Below are 17,232 nucleotides of genomic sequence, written 5' to 3' on the forward strand. Positions count from 1 at the left end.
GTTTTTTATAGATAATTTTCAACATTATAATCAATTAAATTCTTAACTCTTTCATAATTTGTCTCGAACTCTTTTTCACTAGGATAAGATGTCAAACAGCCTAAATCCTTAACGCAATAACCTCCAGAAATATTTCCATATATAACACAATCAGATATGTCTTTGTCATAATAGAGGCCATAAATAAAACCACTAAGAAAAGCATCACCAGCTCCAGTTGAATCTATTTTCTTTATCCAATCTAAAGCTGGAATCACGTATTGTTCACTTTCTGTACTAACAAAACAGCCTTTAGTATCTAATTTTATAATTACTTTCTTAAAATATTTATGCAAAATTTTGGCTGCATCAAGCATATTATCAGTATTTGTTATCTTTAATGCTTCAGGTATACTAGGAGTAAAATAATCAGCTATTTTTAAATATTTTTCAAATTTCTCTATGCTTAAATGATCTACCCAACCTGTATCATAAACAAATATAGTATCAGGATATAACTCTTTTAGTTTTAAATATACATCCTCATAGCCTTCTTGAATTTGTACTATTTTTGCCCCTTTACAATATTCAAAAACCTTTTGTTTCATACTCTCTGTTATTGGTATATCTTTTCTATAGGAAATAAATGTCCTATCTTTTTTTGTAACCATAACTGAAGTTACAGTTAAAGGCATCTCTTTACCACTATATATATTTAGGTATGGTTGATTATAATTATTTAACTGTTCTTTTACTAATTCTGACAATGTATCATCTCCAAGCAATGTTATTAATTTTGTTGGAACGTTTAATCTTGATAGATTGATCATAGTAGCAGCGGCTCCACCGCCTAGTTGAATATCAAAGGCTTTAGAAAATATTTCTGTTCCTTCTTTTGGAACGTTTTTTACATCTCCATATAATATATCAACATTAATAATACCTGTACTTGCTACAAAACTCATATTTTATTTCCACCCTTCTACATAGTCTTTATTCGATTCTAAATATTCTTTTACCAAAGTAGTTGATAATGAATAAGAATTAACTAAAGGATGAGAAAATAAACAATCAATTGCTATGCTTTTATTTTTATCCCTCAAAGCTTTTGATGCCAATCTTTCATATGTTTTAACTTTTTTAATTAACGCTAAAATTGTCTCATCTATATTTGTAAATTTATGATTTATTACTTTATTATTGTCTATAGTACAAGTTACTTCCACTATATCTGTATCTTCTAATTCTTTAATTGCTCCATTATTAGGTACACACATTATCATATTTACTTTTTTATTAGTTTCTACAGCTTCAATGAAGTTTAAAGCAACTGCTGCATATCCACCTAAATCCGGAGAGTAAATATCAAAAGTAAATGGTGTTTTACTCTTATTAACTCCCGTTTCATTTTTCATATATGCCGATTCTCTTTTATCATACCATTTTTCAAATATCTTTAAACAAACATCAAAATCTCTGCTTATATCATACTCTTTCAATTCATTAATTAAACCTTTATTAACTTCATTAATTAATTGTCCTCTTGTTTGACTTGAATTTAAAATATTATTTAATGCTTGTTCTCTATAAAAAAAGTAATATAAATATTCATTGATAATATATCCAAAATGTTCTGTTATTTCTTTAGAGAAATATCTCATTTCGCTCTCTTTATATATTCTCTCATTATTTATTATATTATTTAATTCTTCTTTTCCATTAATCTTAATACTATTAAAAAAGGATAAATGATTTAGACCAAAGCACTCACCAACTACACTAGATGGATCAACTTCATAAATCTTGGCAAAGTCATGCAAAAGTCCACTAGGTGCATCACAAATTCCATATGTAAAATCATACCCCATATCTCTAAGAGTTTGAGATACTACTCCTGCTGGATTCGTGAAATTAAATACTTTTACATCTTCTTTAGAATATTTTTTTATTAGCTCACAATAATTAGCTAACACAGAAACTGACCTCATTGCAAAAGAAAACCCCGCTGCCCCTGTTGTCTCTTGTCCAATTACATTATGCTTTAAGGCTATTGTTTCATCATCAATTCTCTTTCTATCACCACCAACCCTAATTGTAGTAATTATATATTTTGCATCTTTAACAGCTGTTTTAGCATCATTTGTCAATGTAAATAAAATATTACTATCTATCCTTTTTGCAACTTCCTGAGCCATTTTTCCAAAGATATTTAACTTCTCTAAATTTGTATCCATAAATACAATTTCATCTATATTTAATTCTTTAGCACGTTGAGTGAGACTTTTTGCTAAAAACATAGATCTCACTCCACCACCACCGAGAACTGCTAATTTCATTTTTTTACTCCTAAAATCAATTAAAAATTAAACGCAATTGATACAAAAGCATTTATTGCATTAACTAATAAATCTTCATCAAAAATTACTTCTGGATTGTGTAGTGGATATTTATATCCCTCTTCACTTCTACCAGATGCGACTAAACAGATTACTGAAGGAACTTTTGATGAATAAAATGAAAAGTCTTCACCAAATATAAATTTACCTTCATTAAAATATTTTGTTGAAATATCATAATTTATATTTTCTTTTGAAAATATTTTTTTAATTTTATCCAAAAATAATTTATCAGATACTACACTTGGACAACCATTTAGAATTTCTACTTTTGCTTTAGCTCTAAATGTTTTCGCTGTATACTTTGATATATCTTCAATCCTTGAATATATAAATTGTTTATTTTTTTCATCAAAGCTTCTAATAGAACCTTCAATTACTGCTTGTGAAGCTATAACATTACTTTTTTCTCCTGAAATAACCTTCCCTATTGTAATTAAAGTTGAATCTAAAAAAGAAATTTCTCTCTCACAAATATTCATTAAATTAATAATTAAATGAGAGGCAACAATTATTGGGTCAATAGTTTTTTCTGGCATTGCACCATGACCGCCAACACCTTCTATGGTAATTTTAAAGAAATCAGTAGAAAGTGTAGTTGGTCCAGGATTTGGAACTATTATTGTTCCAGGTTCAACATCTAAAGAAGGATATACATGAAACATTAAGGCATTATCAACATCATCTAGATATCCACTCTCAACTACTTTTTTACCACCTTCAATAATCTCTTCTGCTGGTTGAAATATTAATTTGATTTTATTGGTTAAGCTTTGCTCATTTTTCTTTATAATTTTTGCTACATTTAATAAAATAGAGCTATGAAAATCATGCCCACAAGCGTGCATATTATCGTTTTGGGAAATATATTCAAGGTTTGTTTTTTCTTTAATAGGAAGAGCATCCATATCGGCTCTAAATAAAAGAGTTTTACCTCTATTTCCAAAATTGACACTTATAATATTATTATTATCAAGTTTATAATCTATATCATTTTTTTTTAATTCTCTAAGTATATAGTTTATTGTTTTATCTAAATTAAAACCTAATTCAGGATTTTTATGTAACCAACGCCTATTTTCTATAGCTTCACTTTTTTGTTTTAAATTTATTTTATAATCTTCCATAAATTACCTAATTTATCTACCAAATTTATTTTTTGTAATAAGAGAATCTATTTTATCTAAAACTATAGGTTGTTTAAGATAAAGGCCTTCTGCATATTCACAGCCAGCCAAATTTCCTAAATATTTAGAATTAGTTAACAAAAACTTATCTATCTGTTGTGATTCATAACATTTCATACTTTTTATCTTTTGAGAAATCACTTCATCTATGTCTATTAAAATATCGGCCCTCTTTTTATTAGTTCTTCCATCTAAAGAAACATATAGGACATGCGAAGGATGCCAGGTTTGATCACCCATGTATTTTTTTAAACCGGCTACAAAAACTGTTCTATCTACTATTTTTGATACGGCTACATGATCTGGATGATAATCATCTGGATGGATTGTTATTACAATTTTAGGCTTAGTTTCAACTAATAGCGGTATTAATTTATCAACAGCATCTTTTGTAAATTCAATACCACTATCTTCAAAATCTAAATTTCTAAGATAATCTAAGTCCATAGCTTTAGCAGCCTGTTTTAATTCATTTACTCTTACATTTTTTGAAGCAAAACCTCCAGATTCACCTTTTGTTAAGATAATTACCCCTGTTGATAATCCTTCTTTTTTACTTTTTAACATTATTCCTGCAATAGCTTGCTCATCATCAGGATGAGCACCAATAAATAATATATCTAACATAATTTCACCTTTAATTTTTTATTCCTGTATTTGCGATACCTTCAACAATACTCTTTTGAAAAATCATAAATATAATTAACATTGGGAAAACTGATATAACTCCACCGGCCATAACTTGTTCGTAATATGTTGTATGTTCTCCAATTAATAAACCCAATCCAGCAGATAAGGTCATCTTATTAATTGATCTATTTACAATTAATGGCCACATTAAAGCTTTCCAAGTATTTAATGCTGTTATAATAGCTAAAGATACTAAACCTGGCTTTAGCAATGGCAATAATATTTGTCTATAAATTCGAAAATATGAACATCCATCAATAGTAGCAGCTTCATCTAATGTTTTAGGTATACTCATATAAAATTGCCTAAGCATAAAGACACCAAATGCGTTAAATAAATTTGGCAATATCAAAGCCCTAATTGTATCAGTACTTTTTAACCAGATCATTATATTGTAATGAGGTATTAAAAAAATTTGGCTAGGTAGCATCAATAAAGCTAAAACTAAGACAAAAATAAAGTTATTCCCTGGAAATTTTAATCTTGCAAATGCGTATGCTGCTAAAGAACTGATTATTAATTGCCCTATAATTACAAATATTATTACTACTATTGTATTTAAATATAATCTAACAAAAGGAAATTTTTCTGATATGATTAAATAATTTACCCATTGAGGCGATTTAGGAAAAATAATAGGTGGTATTGCAATAGCCTCTTCAAAAGTTTTTATAGAGGTTAAAAACATCCAGAAAAATGGAGCTATTGTTAAAATAACACTAAAAATTAATATTACCTAAATCCGTATAAATCTTAATAATTGATAATTATAGCTAATTTTTGGCTATTTTATAATTGAATTATTTTGTTGTACGGATTTTATCTTGTCTATTTGTTTTAGCAATTTCTATTTTTACATTTTATTCCATTATTTTGATAGAAGAAAGAATAATATTTTTAATTTTTTCCAAATACAACTTTTTTCAGTCATACTAAACTCTTCTAATTGATATTAGAAGTATTATTTCTGTTGTTTTGTATTTATATTATTTGAGTGTTAAACAGAAAGCGGAAAATATATGTTAATAAATTTATCAATTCTTAATAACAACCCTGTCCAAGGATTATTCTTATAGAGTCGAAGCACTTTATTTCTTCCTTTTCTCATATATCTGGCACTAGTATAAATAATATCTCTTAATATTGTCTTCATTCTAATTCTATCTTTATTACCCTTAGTTCCTTCAGGTAAATAGAATTGATTTAATAATGTAATATCTCCAATTATTCTCAAAATGTTATAAGCATTAGTAATAGCTGCTAATAACATTTCATTTACTCTATATTTACCAGATGCTAATCTTTCAAAGTTTAAATCAGTTTTTATTTCACTATGATATTGTTCACTTGTTGCATGATCATGATATAGATTAACTACTGTTATTGCATCTTCAATAAGGTTAGTCCAATAAAGCTCTACTTCTATTTCTGGAAATAATAATATATTACCTTTTTTATCTTCATAAATCTCTTTTATCTTAAATGCTATTTGAGCCTTATTTGTAACATTTTCTTTTCCTACTGGATACATTTGGGTAAAATAACCATAGTATACAGTTGTTTGTCTATAATCATATGATATCTTTTTATCATATAATGATTTAGCTCTTTCTAATAAATCTTGTGAATAGTCGTTTCTTCTACATTTTTTCTTGATAATAAAGTTAACATTATTTTTATCAAGTACATTAATAGTTTCTACACTATCATGACCACTATCAAATCTACACAACACTTTACTATAATCTTCTAAAGTAAGTATCTCTTTAGCATTATCCAATACCTTTTGAACAAACGGTATTGAATCTTTTTGAGAATGTTGTTTTCCAGGTCTAAGTTCAGCTCCAATACAATAAGAGCCTAAGTAACTCATAAGTGGTGCAAACCCATCTTCCCCTTTATATGTTCTAGAACATTCTTCTTTATTGCATTTAGGATTAATCATAGGTGTTACATCAAAATCTAATGGAATATATTTTTCACTTATCTTTTCACATGGGAAAGAAACTTTCTTTAGTAATTCAATATTAACTAAATTACAATGTTCAATAAAATTTGCACTACGTTCTTTCTCTAAATACAATCTTAGTGTTTCTTGAGCAGGAGTGAATTTAAGATTTAAACATTCTTTAAATACTTCATTATTTCTAAATTGCTCTACATCAGAAAAATTAGTAAATCCCATAGAGTTTAAACCAACTAAGGTTTTATATATAGTTTCATTTTCTAAAAGACTTTTAGATTTAAGGGTATCCAAATCATATTCAGCATTATCATTAACTTTCATCATTGCAAATGTTAAAATTTTAGAAATTAAGTTTAAACCTGCTTTACTCTCTAGTGTAATTGTTGTAGAATCAAAATCAATCATTTGGCCTCTCCTGTTACGTTTTTTGTGATAATTTAATTGTAACATAAGAGGCTTTTTTAGTCTATAATTTACTATACATATGTTGATATATTTTACTTATTTTGTATTCTATACGGATTCAGGTATTATATAAATTATCGAATTTGAATTTTTTGCTTTACTCATAATATACCCACTTTTTCTGAAATTTTAACTGGATAATGGTTACAATTAAAATAATAAAAAACAAAACCATAGATATTGCTGCAGCAAAACCTTTATCAAAGGCTATAAAAGCACGATCATAAAAATAATAAACTAAAGACATGCTATATCTTAAACTCAATGCTGTTGGTTGTATCATTAAAAAAATAAAATCAAATATTTGAAAAATACCTATTGTAGTCATTACTGTTGAAAAAAATAAGGTTGGAGTTAGTAAAGGTAAGGTAATCTTAAAAAATATTTTTATTGGAGAAGCCCCATCTATCTTTGCTGCTTCATAATATGTTTTAGAAATATTCTGTAATCCTGCCATTATTATAATTGTATATATTGCGACCATGCTCCAAACTAATACTATTGTAATTGAAATTTTTACTAAATTTGTATTAGATAACCAAGCAATTTTTTCTAATCCACATTTTTCTAATATAAAATTAATTATTCCAAACTCATAATTATATAACCATCTCCAAAGCAATCCGATTGCAGCAGGCATTGTAACAGCTGGTAAAAATAAACTTGTCCTAAATAAAGTCTTAAATCTATTGATTGAGTTTAAAAATACAGCAGTTAGTGTAGATAATACTAAAACTAAAGGAACTCCTAAAATTACATACATGAAAGTATTTTTTAAAGAAATAATAAATTTTTCATCACTAAATAATTTCCTATAATTTTCTAATCCAATATAATTAGGCTTACCAAATGAAGACAAATCGGTAAAACTATAAGCACAGTTTTGAAAAAAAGCAAAAAAATAAAAAAGTGATAAACCCAATAATAACGGTAATATAAAAAGGTATGCACTCCTTATTTCTTTATGTTCTTTGCTTGTCATAACCCCCACCTTGAAAAAAAGATATATATTCCAGTATTTAAATACTGGAATATAAAACATAACTACTTGTCTAAAATAGCTTGCATTTGGTCATAAATAATATCACAACCTTCTTTTGCAGTAATCTCTTGTGCATAAATTCTAGCTACATTATCATTAATTATTCCAAACCATGCATTGATATCTGGACCAGCTGGAAATGGTACTGAATTAGTTGCAGCATCGAAGAAAGCTTGTGCATCAATATTTTTAAAATGATCTTTGTAATAGACTTGGGCAGCTTTGTATGCTGGTATATCTATTCCTTCTTCTCCTTGAATTTTATTACCAGCTTCTCCCGTGATAAATGAAACTAGTTGAAAAGCACCTTCTGGGTATTTAGTATTTTTATATATTCCATATCCTAATCCACCAATAACTGAGGTATTGTCTTTTTCTTGTGATGGCATTGTAACTAGACCTAAATTCTTTGCTTCAGCAATTGATGATTTTTCCAATACTGCAGCTTGCCATGAGCCAATAAATACCATAGCTCCTCTTTTTGATAAGAACAAATCAGTACCTTTAGTTTCTGATAATACAGTGTATGGTGCTAATAGTTTTTCATTAAATAGGTCAACAACATTCTCATATGATTCAACTGTGCTATCTAGATTATAACCTGATTTAGTATAATCTGAATTGATTATATAGCCACCGGTTTGATAGGCAAAGTTAAAATGGGATGGTTGTGCATCTAGTTCCATTAAGAGTGGATATTCACTGCCATTAGCTGTTGCAATTGCATTTTTCAATTGAGTAGCTGTAGATTTCATATCTTCCCAAGTCCAGCCCTCTTTAGGATAATCAACACCATATTTATCAAAAATTGCTTTATTATATGCAACTACAACTGTGTCCATACCTTTTGGTAAACACCAAGTGCTTCCATCATATTTGAACATATTAACTGTTGTTTCTACATAATTATCTAAATCAATATTAGCAGATGCTATATATTCATCTAAAGGTAACATAACATCACCTTCAACATATTTAGGTAGATAAACATTCATCCAAAAAACATCTGCTGCTTGATTAGCCCCAGCTGCAGCATCTAATTTTGTCCAATAAGAATTCCAAGGTGTTAATTCTAATACAGCTTCATATTCACTATTTTGTGCATTAAATTCACTCAAAATTTTCTCAATCGCAGGTTTTTGGTTTTCATCCCAAATACTTACTGTTAATGTCTTTTTACCAACTTCTTCATTTGTTCCCTTAGCTAAAATTGAGCTAAGTGAAATTAGACTAATTAATACAAACAAAAACATAACTTTAATTTTTTTCATTTACATCTCCCTCTTTTTCTCTATTTTATGAAAAGGCTTTCATAAAACACTCTCTTTATTCCAATATTTTGAAAACGCTTTCAAAACTATACTGAACTATAATTAGCTATTTGTCAAGAAATAATTTATTTACTTTAAGATTATTTAACTTTCTATTTTTTAAGACAAATATTGTCTTTTATGATAATATAAAAATGATAAAAATGTAATGAGGTGCTTATGGGAGCTAAAATAACTGATGTAGCAAAAAAAGCTGGAGTTTCAATTTCAACTGTTTCTAGGGTTCTAAACGGTCAAGCGAAAGTGAGTCCTTCATTAAAGAAAAAAGTTTTATCCGCTGTTAAAGAATTAGAATATCAACCCAGTCAAGCTGCTAGAAGTCTTGCTAGTAGAAAATCCACTCTTATAGGAGTTATTGTTCCTGACTTAAGCTATGACTATTATTCAACTATGATATCTACTATCGAAGAAGAAGCTAGTAAAATTGGCTACAATATCATCGTTTGCAGTATTCAAGAGGATTTATCTAAAGAAATTAAATACTTAAAGCTTTTTAATGAAATGTATATTTGCGGATTAATATTAATGCATGAAAAAGTAAACAAAAAGATCCTTGAATTATTAAATAACTGTAGTTATCCAATAATTCAAACTAGTATCTTGATTAAAGGTTTTAATTCTATAAATATCAATATTGATGATTATAAGGCAGCTTATGAAGCCGTTAAATATTTAATCGATAATGGACATGAAGATATTGCAATGATTGGTGGAGTTAACAAGGATACCACAAGTGGCTTACTAAGACATGAAGGATATTGTGATGCTTTAAAAGATAATAATATTAATATTTATCCTAATTTTTTTAAAATTGGTGACTTTTCATATGAAGCAGGGTATAAAAATGCTAATGAATTATTTTCTTTAAAGAAGCGACCAACTGCAATATTTGCAGCTAGCGATACAATGGCTATCGGTGCATTAAATGCTGCTATGGATAATGGATTCTCTGTTCCAGAAGATATATCAATTTTAGGATTCGATAATATTTTCTTATCTTCTATTTTTAGACCAACCCTTTCGACTGTATCTCAACCTGCTAAGCTTATTGGCAAATTAGCTGTCTTATCATTAATAAATAAAAATAATGAATATGTTGTAGATAATAAAAAATATATTCTTGAAGATAATAAAATTATAGTTCCTCATAAGATAATTAAAAGACAATCTGTTAAAAAAATAAATTAATCTAAATAATATCATAATAAAATATGAATTTTGAATCGGTACCCATATTGTTGAATCTTGTATGGCCTTAATTTTTTATCATTTGTACAAATAATATTTAGTATTTTTTTCTTGCATATACATAGATTTAGGTAAATAATTAGATGTTACATAAATAATAGTTTTGCATCTAATATTATTTATATAACAAAACTATTTTTATTAACGGAAATAAAGAGAATATATTATGAAAAAATTTATAATAGTAGTTATTTTATTTTTTATAACTACTTCAATTTATGCTTTTAATTATAAAGAAACTAATCAATATTTAGGAATCGGTGGAGGTTATACTACTAGCTACGTACATTTCTTATGTGAAGATATGTATTTTAAAGGGCCAAGTATAACTATAAATACAGACAGTTTAAAAAAAGAAAAACCTAAATATTCTTTTTCTATCGATTATTCACTATCTTTTATAGATGCTCAAATGGATGGATATAATTTAAACGAAGAATATCCTACTAGATATATGTTTGAATCTTTTATAGGAATAAAAAATAACTTTTTAATAAATTACAACCTAAATTTTTACGCTAATTATGGCATCCACACTAACTTAATAACTTTAGAATCGCCTGAGAATTTATGGATTTTATTTAGTTTCGGATCATACGCAAGTATTGGAGGAAATCTTTCTTTAAATAATGATTTTTACATAGATTTTGGTATTCTTCTATCAACGGATTTCTTTAATATTTACTTCACTGATTATTATTTTGATGGTGAACTTTTTAATGATTTAAATAATTCATTTATAGGTTTTGGTGGGTTAGGTCAATTATCCATACTATATAAATTTTAAAGGAAAAATATATGAAAAAAATTATTGTATTTATTTTATCTATTATTATCTGTACTCCAATTTTCTCATCTGATAATAAAAATTCTCTTAGCACGGGATTGGGATATATAGATAATTACATGTACCTTTTTTTAGACACTTATGAAATATCGGGCTTAAGTGTAAATATTTCTACTGAGAAATCCTTACTAAACTCAAAAACCTTATATACTTATGGCCAGATTACTTTAGCATCTCCAAAAATTATCTACGAGGATTTAGATGATTTAGATAATATTACCTACACTACAATAGAAAGTTTTAATGGGCAAATCTTTAGCGAATCTTTTTTAGGATTGCAAATACATTTACCTATAAGTGAAAAATCTTATTCATCAATTGGTTCTGGAATAGTCATGAATACCTTATATTTTGTTTTAGATAACGATGATATATTTAATATTAATTGGGGGATATATTTAGGAGTAGAATTAAGTACAAAGGTTACTGATAATTTCTATATAAATATTAAAATAAATACTAACCAACCTATATATAATTTTTGCTTTAGAGAAGATGATTCAAAATCTGGGTATGATGTTAATTTTACAGGAATGGGTACTAAAGCAAGTTTAAATCTCATTTATAAATTTTTAAATTAAATTTCTTTACACATAAGTAAAGGCCAAATAGTCCTCTATTATCATAGAAGACTATTTATAGAAAATATATTTTTTAGAATTTAGTTTACAGAAGGTGTATTAGTCCAAGCTGCTACTTGTGGTGGAATTTTTGTTAGTAATTTAAAGGCACTACTCTTAGACTGATTTAAATGCTCTACAAGAGCTAAACTTGCTCCATCAAAATCTTCTCTTAAAATTGCTTCTATAATTTTAATATGTTCATCTGCCCCATCTTTTATTCTAGTAGTATATTCACTTCCAGATAAAATCCTCAGCCTTTTATTTTGAGAAGTAATTATACTATAAAAAGTAATAATATATTTATTAGGGACACAGTTGATTATTGAATCATGGAATTTATCATCTAATTCAATTATTTTTTTGCGATCTAAATTGCCGTTATCACCTAGCTTTAAGTACTTTAAATAAGAAACTAACTCAACATTATCAAGACGATACCCATATTTTTGTAAGGCAAAAGGTTCAATTAATAAACGAACTTCAAAGATTTTATTTATTTCCTCAATTGTAATGGGAGTAACTAAAATTCCTTTTTTAGGTTTAATTTTAATCAAGCCTTCTTGTTCAATTCTACCAAGTGCATCTCTTATTGGAGTTCTCCCTATTTGCAACTCTTCTTTTAACTGTTCTTCATTTATCATGGAACCGGGAATATATTTACATTCAATAATATTCCGCTTTATTGCATTATAAGCTTTGAGCTTCAGTGTTTCAGTTTTCATAATGGATGTTCCTTTTTTTTAACTTATTAAATTTATTTTACTTGTAAATTATAATTTAGTATATAACATATTTTTATTATCTGATGTATACAACAATCTCTTAATTATCATATAAAACAGTTTCCATTTTCCTAATAATAGTAAATATTGGTGAAAAACAATTACTTATATATAATTATATTTCGCTCCTATACTATAATATAAATTTAAAAATATATAGATAATAATATATCATTTATTTACATATATGACAAAGCCTATTTTAATATTATCTAAGCTAAGTAGTTTTTAACTCATTTATGTTAAGTAATTTTATCTTTATCAGAATAATAAGGGTTAATCATTTTTTTATTTTACTTTCACTTTGAACTGTTTTTTTTGCTTAATTTTAGATTAAAATATAAAGAAACCCTATAATTTAATAACTTTTTGTCTTTAAATTGAGATAAACGGTAAATATTTTAATATATATTCATATTTTATATAATTTAAATTCACAGGCTTAAATGCATAAATATCCAAATAATATATGACTATGCAATTAATTTTCCTATTCCAACTTCTTAACCATCTATTTGTATTAATATAAGAAACAAAAGTAAAGAATCTACACTTTTACTTTTTTGTGTAAAATTTATTTTCAATATTATTTTTAAATTTATAAAATTTACATGATTTTTACCAACCTTTTTATAAAAAAAATTGATCAAAAAAAAACTTTAAAAATTTATAAAAATTTTTGTTGACAGATTTCATATCCATGTTAGTATATGAAATATACTTTGTTGTATACAACAAGATAAATTATAATAAATATATCGGAGTTTTTTTCTAATGAGAGCAGTTTATATAAACAATCCTGGGGAAATAGAAATTAAAGACATTGACATGCCTAAGAGAAAAGAAGGTGAAGTTCTACTTAAAATATTATATGGTGGAATCTGTGGAAGTGATTTAGGTTCATACAGAGGTTCATTTGCATATTTTGATTATCCTAGAATTCCAGGTCATGAATTTTCAGCAGAGATTGTTGATATTGATGAGAATGATAAAGGTTTAAAAAAAGGGATGATTGTAACTTGTAACCCTTACTTTAATGATAATACATGTTATTCTTGCCAAAAAGGCATTGTTAATGCATGTGAACACAATCAAACTTTAGGTTGCCAAAGAGATGGAGCTTTTGCTCAATATGTTTCTATGCCAATTGAAAGGGTTTATGATGGAAAAGGTTTAGATCCAATTGAACTTGCAGCTATTGAACCTTTTTGTATAAGTTACCATGGAGTTAAGAGAGGAAAAGTTAAACAAGGTGATAATGTATTAGTTATTGGTGCTGGCACCATTGGTGTATTAGCTGCCCTTTCAGCTAAGGCAAAAGGTGCTAATGTTTATATAGCTGATATTTCTTTAGATAAACTTGATAAGGCAAAATCATTTGGTGTTGATGGTGTTATACTAAATACTTCACCTGAGGATTTTATCAAACAAGTGAATGAAATAACAAATAAAAATGGATTCGATGTAGTTATTGAAGCTGTTGGTCTACCATCTACTTTCCAAAATTGTATAGATGCTGCTTGTTTTGGTGGCACAGTTGTATTAATTGGTGTTGGTAAGAAAAATTTAGATTTCAATTTTACAAGAATACAACAAAAAGAATTAAATGTTCACGGTTCAAGAAATGCTCTAAAAAGCGATTTCTTAGAATTAATAGATTTAGTTAAATCAGGTTCTGTTCCTTTAAAAGAAGTTGTTACTAATATCTATAAATTTGATGATGTTGCTACTGCTTTTGCAGATTTTAGTAACAATCAAGGTCAAATGCTTAAAGTCATGATCGACTTTACTAAATAAAAAAAAATTAATTTTATAAACACTGAGGAGTTTAAAATGAAAAAAAGAACATGTGCACTAATCATTTTATGTGGTTTATTAGCAACATCATTATTCGCAAGCGGTAGTTCAGAAGAAGCTGGTTCTTCATCTGCTAATCCTGTAACAATTCAAATTGGTTTTGAAAATTCAATGTCAGAACCTATCGGTCAAGCTCTTGAAAAGTGGCAATCACTTGTTGCTGAAAAAGGTGATGGATCTTTAGTTATTGAATTATTCCCTGATAGCCAACTTGGTTCAAAAAGTAAATTAATTGACTCAATGCTTTTAGGTGAACCTGTTGTAACACTAGCAGACGGTGCTTTCTACGCTGATTATGGTGTAAAAGATTTCGGTATTGTATTTGGTCCTTTCTTATTTGATAACTGGGATCAATGTTGGCAATTAGTTGATAGCGATTGGTATAAAACTCAAAGTGAAAAATTAGAAGATAAAGGTTTGAAAATTATTACTTCAAACTGGGTATATGGCCAAAGAGATACTTTAACAGTTGATCCTGTTAAATCATTAGAAGATTTAAAAGGTATGAAAATTCGTGTACCTTCTAACCAAATCCAAAGTATTGGTATGGATGTTTTAGGAGCTACTTCAACAGGTATGAGTTTAGGTGATGTTTACCAAGCTCTACAAACAAAAACTATTGATGGAGCTGAAAATCCACTATCAACATTGTATGGTAGAAAATTACATGAAGTTGCACACTATCTACTACTTGATGGTCACGTTAAAAACTTCACAACTTGGGTAATGTCAGCAGACTTATTTAATTCATTAACTCCTGAACAACAAGAATTATTAATTAGTACAGGTAAAGAAGCTGGTGTTTATAATAATGAACTTCAAGCTGCAAGCCAAGCTGAATATTTACAAAAGATGATTGATGAAGGTGTTATCGTAACTGAAATGACAGACGAAATGACAGCTGAATTTAAAGAAGCAGCTCAAGCTTTCTACGAGCATGGTGATGAATTTGGTTGGTCTGAAGGTTTATATGAAACAGTTCGTGAAGCAATGGGTGCTAACTAAATTAATAATATAGTTCTAAAGGGGCAAAAAAGAATGAGTGGTGAAAATAAAGTATTTAAGGTATTGAAAAACCTTGATCTCTATATTTCTGCTATCTCCCTGGTGGTTTTGGTAATCTTAACCACCATGGGAGTTTTGATGAGATATGTAGTAGGTAAACCTTTTACGTGGTTAGAAGAAGTACAATTATTTTGTATGGTATGGATAGTTTTCGGAGCAGCAGGAATTGCATTTAGAACACACAACCATGTAGCTATTGAAATAGTTGTAGACGCTATGCCAAGTAAAATACAAAAGGTAGTTGAATATTTTATAGATGCTATCGTTTTAATTGTCCTAGGTTATTTACTATATCAAAGTGTTGGTTTTGTTAAGTTATTTTTGAGAAGTGGACGTTCAACTTCAATGTTAGAAATTCCATATTGGCTAATTTATGCAATAGCACCTCTATCATGTATTGATATGCTCATCAGTTATTTCTTAACAAAATACGTATCAGATAAAAAAGTAAAGGAGATAGCATAATGACTTTTATTATTATTTTATGTGCTGTAACATTACTGCTACTATTATTCTTTAAAGTTCCAGTTTTTGTTTCAATTCTTGGAGGCTCATTAGTTTATTTCCTTTTAAAACCAGGAATCAACCCAGTAGTTTTTGCTCAACAAATGATTACTGGAACAGAAAGCATTTCCTTGCTTGCTATCCCATTCTTTGTTAGTGCCGGTACCTTTATGAATTATACTGGTGTTACAAAAAGAATTATGAATTTTGCTTCAGTTGCTACAGGTAGACTAAGTGGTGGCTTAGCTCAAGTAAATGTTCTTCTCTCAACATTAATGGGAGGCCTATCTGGATCAAACTTAGCAGATGCTGCGATGGAAGCTAAAATGTTAGTTCCTGAAATGGAAGAAAATGGATTCTCTAAATCTTTTTCAACTGTAGTTACAGCTATGTCTAGTATGATAACACCTTTAATTCCACCCGGAATAGCGATGATTATTTATGGCGTTATTGCAAATGTTTCAATTGGTAAATTATTTGTATCTGGAATCGGAGTAGGTACTTTCTTATGTGCAACTATGATGATGCTTGTTTCTAGAATTTCAAAGAAAAGAGGTTACAAACCAATTAGAACTGAAAGAATGACAAGTAAAGAATATAAAAAAGTATTACCTCCTGCAATTGCTCCATTATGTCTTCCTATTGTAATTATTGGTGGAATCAGACTTGGAATATTTACAGCAACAGAAGCTGGAGCAGTAGCTATTGTATATGCTGTTATCTTAGGCCTATGTTACAAAGAGTTAAATGCTAAAAATTCTGCAGTTGCACTAAAAGAAACTGTTACTACAACAGCTTCAATTATGTTAATTGTTGCAGCAGCTACAGTTTTCTCTTGGATTTTAACAAAAGAGAGAATCCCACAACAATTTACGGATTGGATGGTATTACATATACATAGCAAATATTTATTCTTAATTATAGTTAATATTTTCTTAGTAATTGTTGGTATGTTTATTGAAGGAAATGCTTCAATGATTATTCTAGTTCCTTTACTTGCTCCAGTAGCAAAAGGTTTTGGTATTAATGAAATCCACTTTGCTATGATGTATATTTTCAACAATGCAATTGGAGCTATCTCTCCACCTATGGGAACTCTAATGTTTGTAACTTGTGGTATTACAGAATGTAAAACTAAAGACTTTATTAAAGAAGCATTACCCTTCTATGGCTTATTAGTATTTGACTTGTTACTTTTCACTTTTGTACCAGTATTCACTACAGGATTAGTAAGTATAGTTTATTAAAAA

At 28.0% G+C, this 17,232-nt stretch carries 16 protein-coding genes; 7 read left to right on the forward strand and 9 right to left on the reverse strand.

What is annotated here, in order from left to right; translation table 11 throughout:
* Positions 1-5: 5 nt before the first annotated feature.
* The 8 genes from ACZ5SO_RS07075 to ACZ5SO_RS07110 all read right to left on the reverse strand — a co-directional run bounded on the left by ACZ5SO_RS07075 (position 6) and on the right by ACZ5SO_RS07110 (position 8,996).
* Positions 6-944: a carbohydrate kinase family protein gene (locus tag ACZ5SO_RS07075; protein WP_464627670.1), complete on the reverse strand. Its 939-nt coding sequence runs from the start codon at positions 942-944 to the stop codon at positions 6-8.
* Positions 945-947: 3 nt separating this feature from the next.
* Positions 948-2,315: a family 4 glycosyl hydrolase gene (locus tag ACZ5SO_RS07080; RefSeq protein ID WP_464627671.1), complete on the reverse strand. Its 1,368-nt coding sequence runs from the start codon at positions 2,313-2,315 to the stop codon at positions 948-950.
* 20 nt (positions 2,316-2,335) lie between these two features.
* Positions 2,336-3,502: a M20 metallopeptidase family protein gene (locus ACZ5SO_RS07085; RefSeq protein WP_464627672.1), complete on the reverse strand. Its 1,167-nt coding sequence runs from the start codon at positions 3,500-3,502 to the stop codon at positions 2,336-2,338.
* A gap of 12 nt (positions 3,503-3,514) precedes the next feature.
* Positions 3,515-4,189 carry a PIG-L family deacetylase gene (locus ACZ5SO_RS07090; protein ID WP_464627673.1) on the reverse strand — a complete coding sequence of 225 codons (675 nt, stop codon included), beginning with the start codon at positions 4,187-4,189 and terminating at the stop codon, positions 3,515-3,517.
* Positions 4,190-4,199: 10 nt separating this feature from the next.
* On the reverse strand, positions 4,200-4,940 hold the full coding sequence (locus ACZ5SO_RS07095) for a carbohydrate ABC transporter permease (RefSeq protein WP_464627674.1): 741 nt from the start codon (positions 4,938-4,940) through the stop codon (positions 4,200-4,202).
* 309 nt (positions 4,941-5,249) lie between these two features.
* Positions 5,250-6,623, reverse strand: a complete 1,374-nt coding sequence (locus ACZ5SO_RS07100; RefSeq protein WP_464623994.1) for an IS1380 family transposase — start codon at positions 6,621-6,623, stop codon at positions 5,250-5,252.
* A 157-nt stretch (positions 6,624-6,780) separates the two neighbouring features.
* The gene (locus tag ACZ5SO_RS07105) at positions 6,781-7,665 is read right to left on the reverse strand and encodes a carbohydrate ABC transporter permease (protein ID WP_464627675.1); all 885 of its coding nucleotides are present in this window, start codon (positions 7,663-7,665) and stop codon (positions 6,781-6,783) included.
* Between the two features lie 62 nt (positions 7,666-7,727).
* On the reverse strand, positions 7,728-8,996 hold the full coding sequence (locus ACZ5SO_RS07110; RefSeq protein ID WP_464627676.1) for an ABC transporter substrate-binding protein: 1,269 nt from the start codon (positions 8,994-8,996) through the stop codon (positions 7,728-7,730).
* A gap of 219 nt (positions 8,997-9,215) precedes the next feature.
* Between ACZ5SO_RS07110 and ACZ5SO_RS07115 the strand changes: the two genes are divergently transcribed.
* The 3 genes from ACZ5SO_RS07115 to ACZ5SO_RS07125 all read left to right on the forward strand — a co-directional run bounded on the left by ACZ5SO_RS07115 (position 9,216) and on the right by ACZ5SO_RS07125 (position 11,732).
* Positions 9,216-10,244, forward strand: a complete 1,029-nt coding sequence (locus ACZ5SO_RS07115) for a LacI family DNA-binding transcriptional regulator (protein WP_464627677.1) — start codon at positions 9,216-9,218, stop codon at positions 10,242-10,244.
* 226 nt (positions 10,245-10,470) lie between these two features.
* Positions 10,471-11,091, forward strand: a complete 621-nt coding sequence (locus tag ACZ5SO_RS07120) for a hypothetical protein (protein WP_464627678.1) — start codon at positions 10,471-10,473, stop codon at positions 11,089-11,091.
* An 11-nt stretch (positions 11,092-11,102) separates the two neighbouring features.
* Positions 11,103-11,732: a hypothetical protein gene (locus tag ACZ5SO_RS07125; RefSeq protein WP_464627679.1), complete on the forward strand. Its 630-nt coding sequence runs from the start codon at positions 11,103-11,105 to the stop codon at positions 11,730-11,732.
* 80 nt (positions 11,733-11,812) lie between these two features.
* On the opposite strand, the gene ACZ5SO_RS07130 is transcribed toward ACZ5SO_RS07125, so the two are convergent.
* Positions 11,813-12,496, reverse strand: coding sequence for a GntR family transcriptional regulator (locus ACZ5SO_RS07130; RefSeq protein WP_464627680.1), 684 nt, complete (start codon positions 12,494-12,496; stop codon positions 11,813-11,815).
* 834 nt (positions 12,497-13,330) lie between these two features.
* Between ACZ5SO_RS07130 and ACZ5SO_RS07135 the strand changes: the two genes are divergently transcribed.
* From ACZ5SO_RS07135 to ACZ5SO_RS07150, 4 genes are read left to right on the forward strand one after another with little or no spacing between them, the layout of a single operon-like run.
* On the forward strand, positions 13,331-14,353 hold the full coding sequence (locus tag ACZ5SO_RS07135; protein WP_464627681.1) for a zinc-binding alcohol dehydrogenase family protein: 1,023 nt from the start codon (positions 13,331-13,333) through the stop codon (positions 14,351-14,353).
* 36 nt (positions 14,354-14,389) lie between these two features.
* The gene (locus ACZ5SO_RS07140; RefSeq protein ID WP_464627682.1) at positions 14,390-15,418 is read left to right on the forward strand and encodes a C4-dicarboxylate TRAP transporter substrate-binding protein; all 1,029 of its coding nucleotides are present in this window, start codon (positions 14,390-14,392) and stop codon (positions 15,416-15,418) included.
* Between the two features lie 33 nt (positions 15,419-15,451).
* Positions 15,452-15,943 carry a TRAP transporter small permease gene (locus ACZ5SO_RS07145; RefSeq protein ID WP_464627683.1) on the forward strand — a complete coding sequence of 164 codons (492 nt, stop codon included), beginning with the start codon at positions 15,452-15,454 and terminating at the stop codon, positions 15,941-15,943.
* Positions 15,943-17,229, forward strand: a complete 1,287-nt coding sequence (locus tag ACZ5SO_RS07150) for a TRAP transporter large permease (protein WP_464627684.1) — start codon at positions 15,943-15,945, stop codon at positions 17,227-17,229. Before ACZ5SO_RS07145 ends, ACZ5SO_RS07150 begins: the two co-directional genes overlap by 1 nt.
* The last annotated feature ends 3 nt before the right edge of the window (positions 17,230-17,232 follow it).

This window comes from Pleomorphochaeta naphthae (assembly GCF_055396005.1).

Excerpts from the sequence above, each read along its gene's own strand:
- ACZ5SO_RS07075 (WP_464627670.1), bottom strand. The coding sequence starts at position 944 with ATGAGTTTTGTAGCAAGTACAGGTATTATTAATGTTGATATATTATAT.
- ACZ5SO_RS07080 (WP_464627671.1), bottom strand. The coding sequence starts at position 2,315 with ATGAAATTAGCAGTTCTCGGTGGTGGTGGAGTGAGATCTATGTTTTTA.
- ACZ5SO_RS07085 (WP_464627672.1), bottom strand. The coding sequence starts at position 3,502 with ATGGAAGATTATAAAATAAATTTAAAACAAAAAAGTGAAGCTATAGAA.
- ACZ5SO_RS07090 (WP_464627673.1), bottom strand. The coding sequence starts at position 4,189 with ATGTTAGATATATTATTTATTGGTGCTCATCCTGATGATGAGCAAGCT.
- ACZ5SO_RS07095 (WP_464627674.1), bottom strand. The coding sequence starts at position 4,940 with ATGTTTTTAACCTCTATAAAAACTTTTGAAGAGGCTATTGCAATACCA.
- ACZ5SO_RS07100 (WP_464623994.1), bottom strand. The coding sequence starts at position 6,623 with ATGATTGATTTTGATTCTACAACAATTACACTAGAGAGTAAAGCAGGT.
- ACZ5SO_RS07105 (WP_464627675.1), bottom strand. The coding sequence starts at position 7,665 with ATGACAAGCAAAGAACATAAAGAAATAAGGAGTGCATACCTTTTTATA.
- ACZ5SO_RS07110 (WP_464627676.1), bottom strand. The coding sequence starts at position 8,996 with ATGAAAAAAATTAAAGTTATGTTTTTGTTTGTATTAATTAGTCTAATT.
- ACZ5SO_RS07115 (WP_464627677.1), top strand. The coding sequence starts at position 9,216 with ATGGGAGCTAAAATAACTGATGTAGCAAAAAAAGCTGGAGTTTCAATT.
- ACZ5SO_RS07120 (WP_464627678.1), top strand. The coding sequence starts at position 10,471 with ATGAAAAAATTTATAATAGTAGTTATTTTATTTTTTATAACTACTTCA.
- ACZ5SO_RS07125 (WP_464627679.1), top strand. The coding sequence starts at position 11,103 with ATGAAAAAAATTATTGTATTTATTTTATCTATTATTATCTGTACTCCA.
- ACZ5SO_RS07130 (WP_464627680.1), bottom strand. The coding sequence starts at position 12,496 with ATGAAAACTGAAACACTGAAGCTCAAAGCTTATAATGCAATAAAGCGG.
- ACZ5SO_RS07135 (WP_464627681.1), top strand. The coding sequence starts at position 13,331 with ATGAGAGCAGTTTATATAAACAATCCTGGGGAAATAGAAATTAAAGAC.
- ACZ5SO_RS07140 (WP_464627682.1), top strand. The coding sequence starts at position 14,390 with ATGAAAAAAAGAACATGTGCACTAATCATTTTATGTGGTTTATTAGCA.
- ACZ5SO_RS07145 (WP_464627683.1), top strand. The coding sequence starts at position 15,452 with ATGAGTGGTGAAAATAAAGTATTTAAGGTATTGAAAAACCTTGATCTC.
- ACZ5SO_RS07150 (WP_464627684.1), top strand. The coding sequence starts at position 15,943 with ATGACTTTTATTATTATTTTATGTGCTGTAACATTACTGCTACTATTA.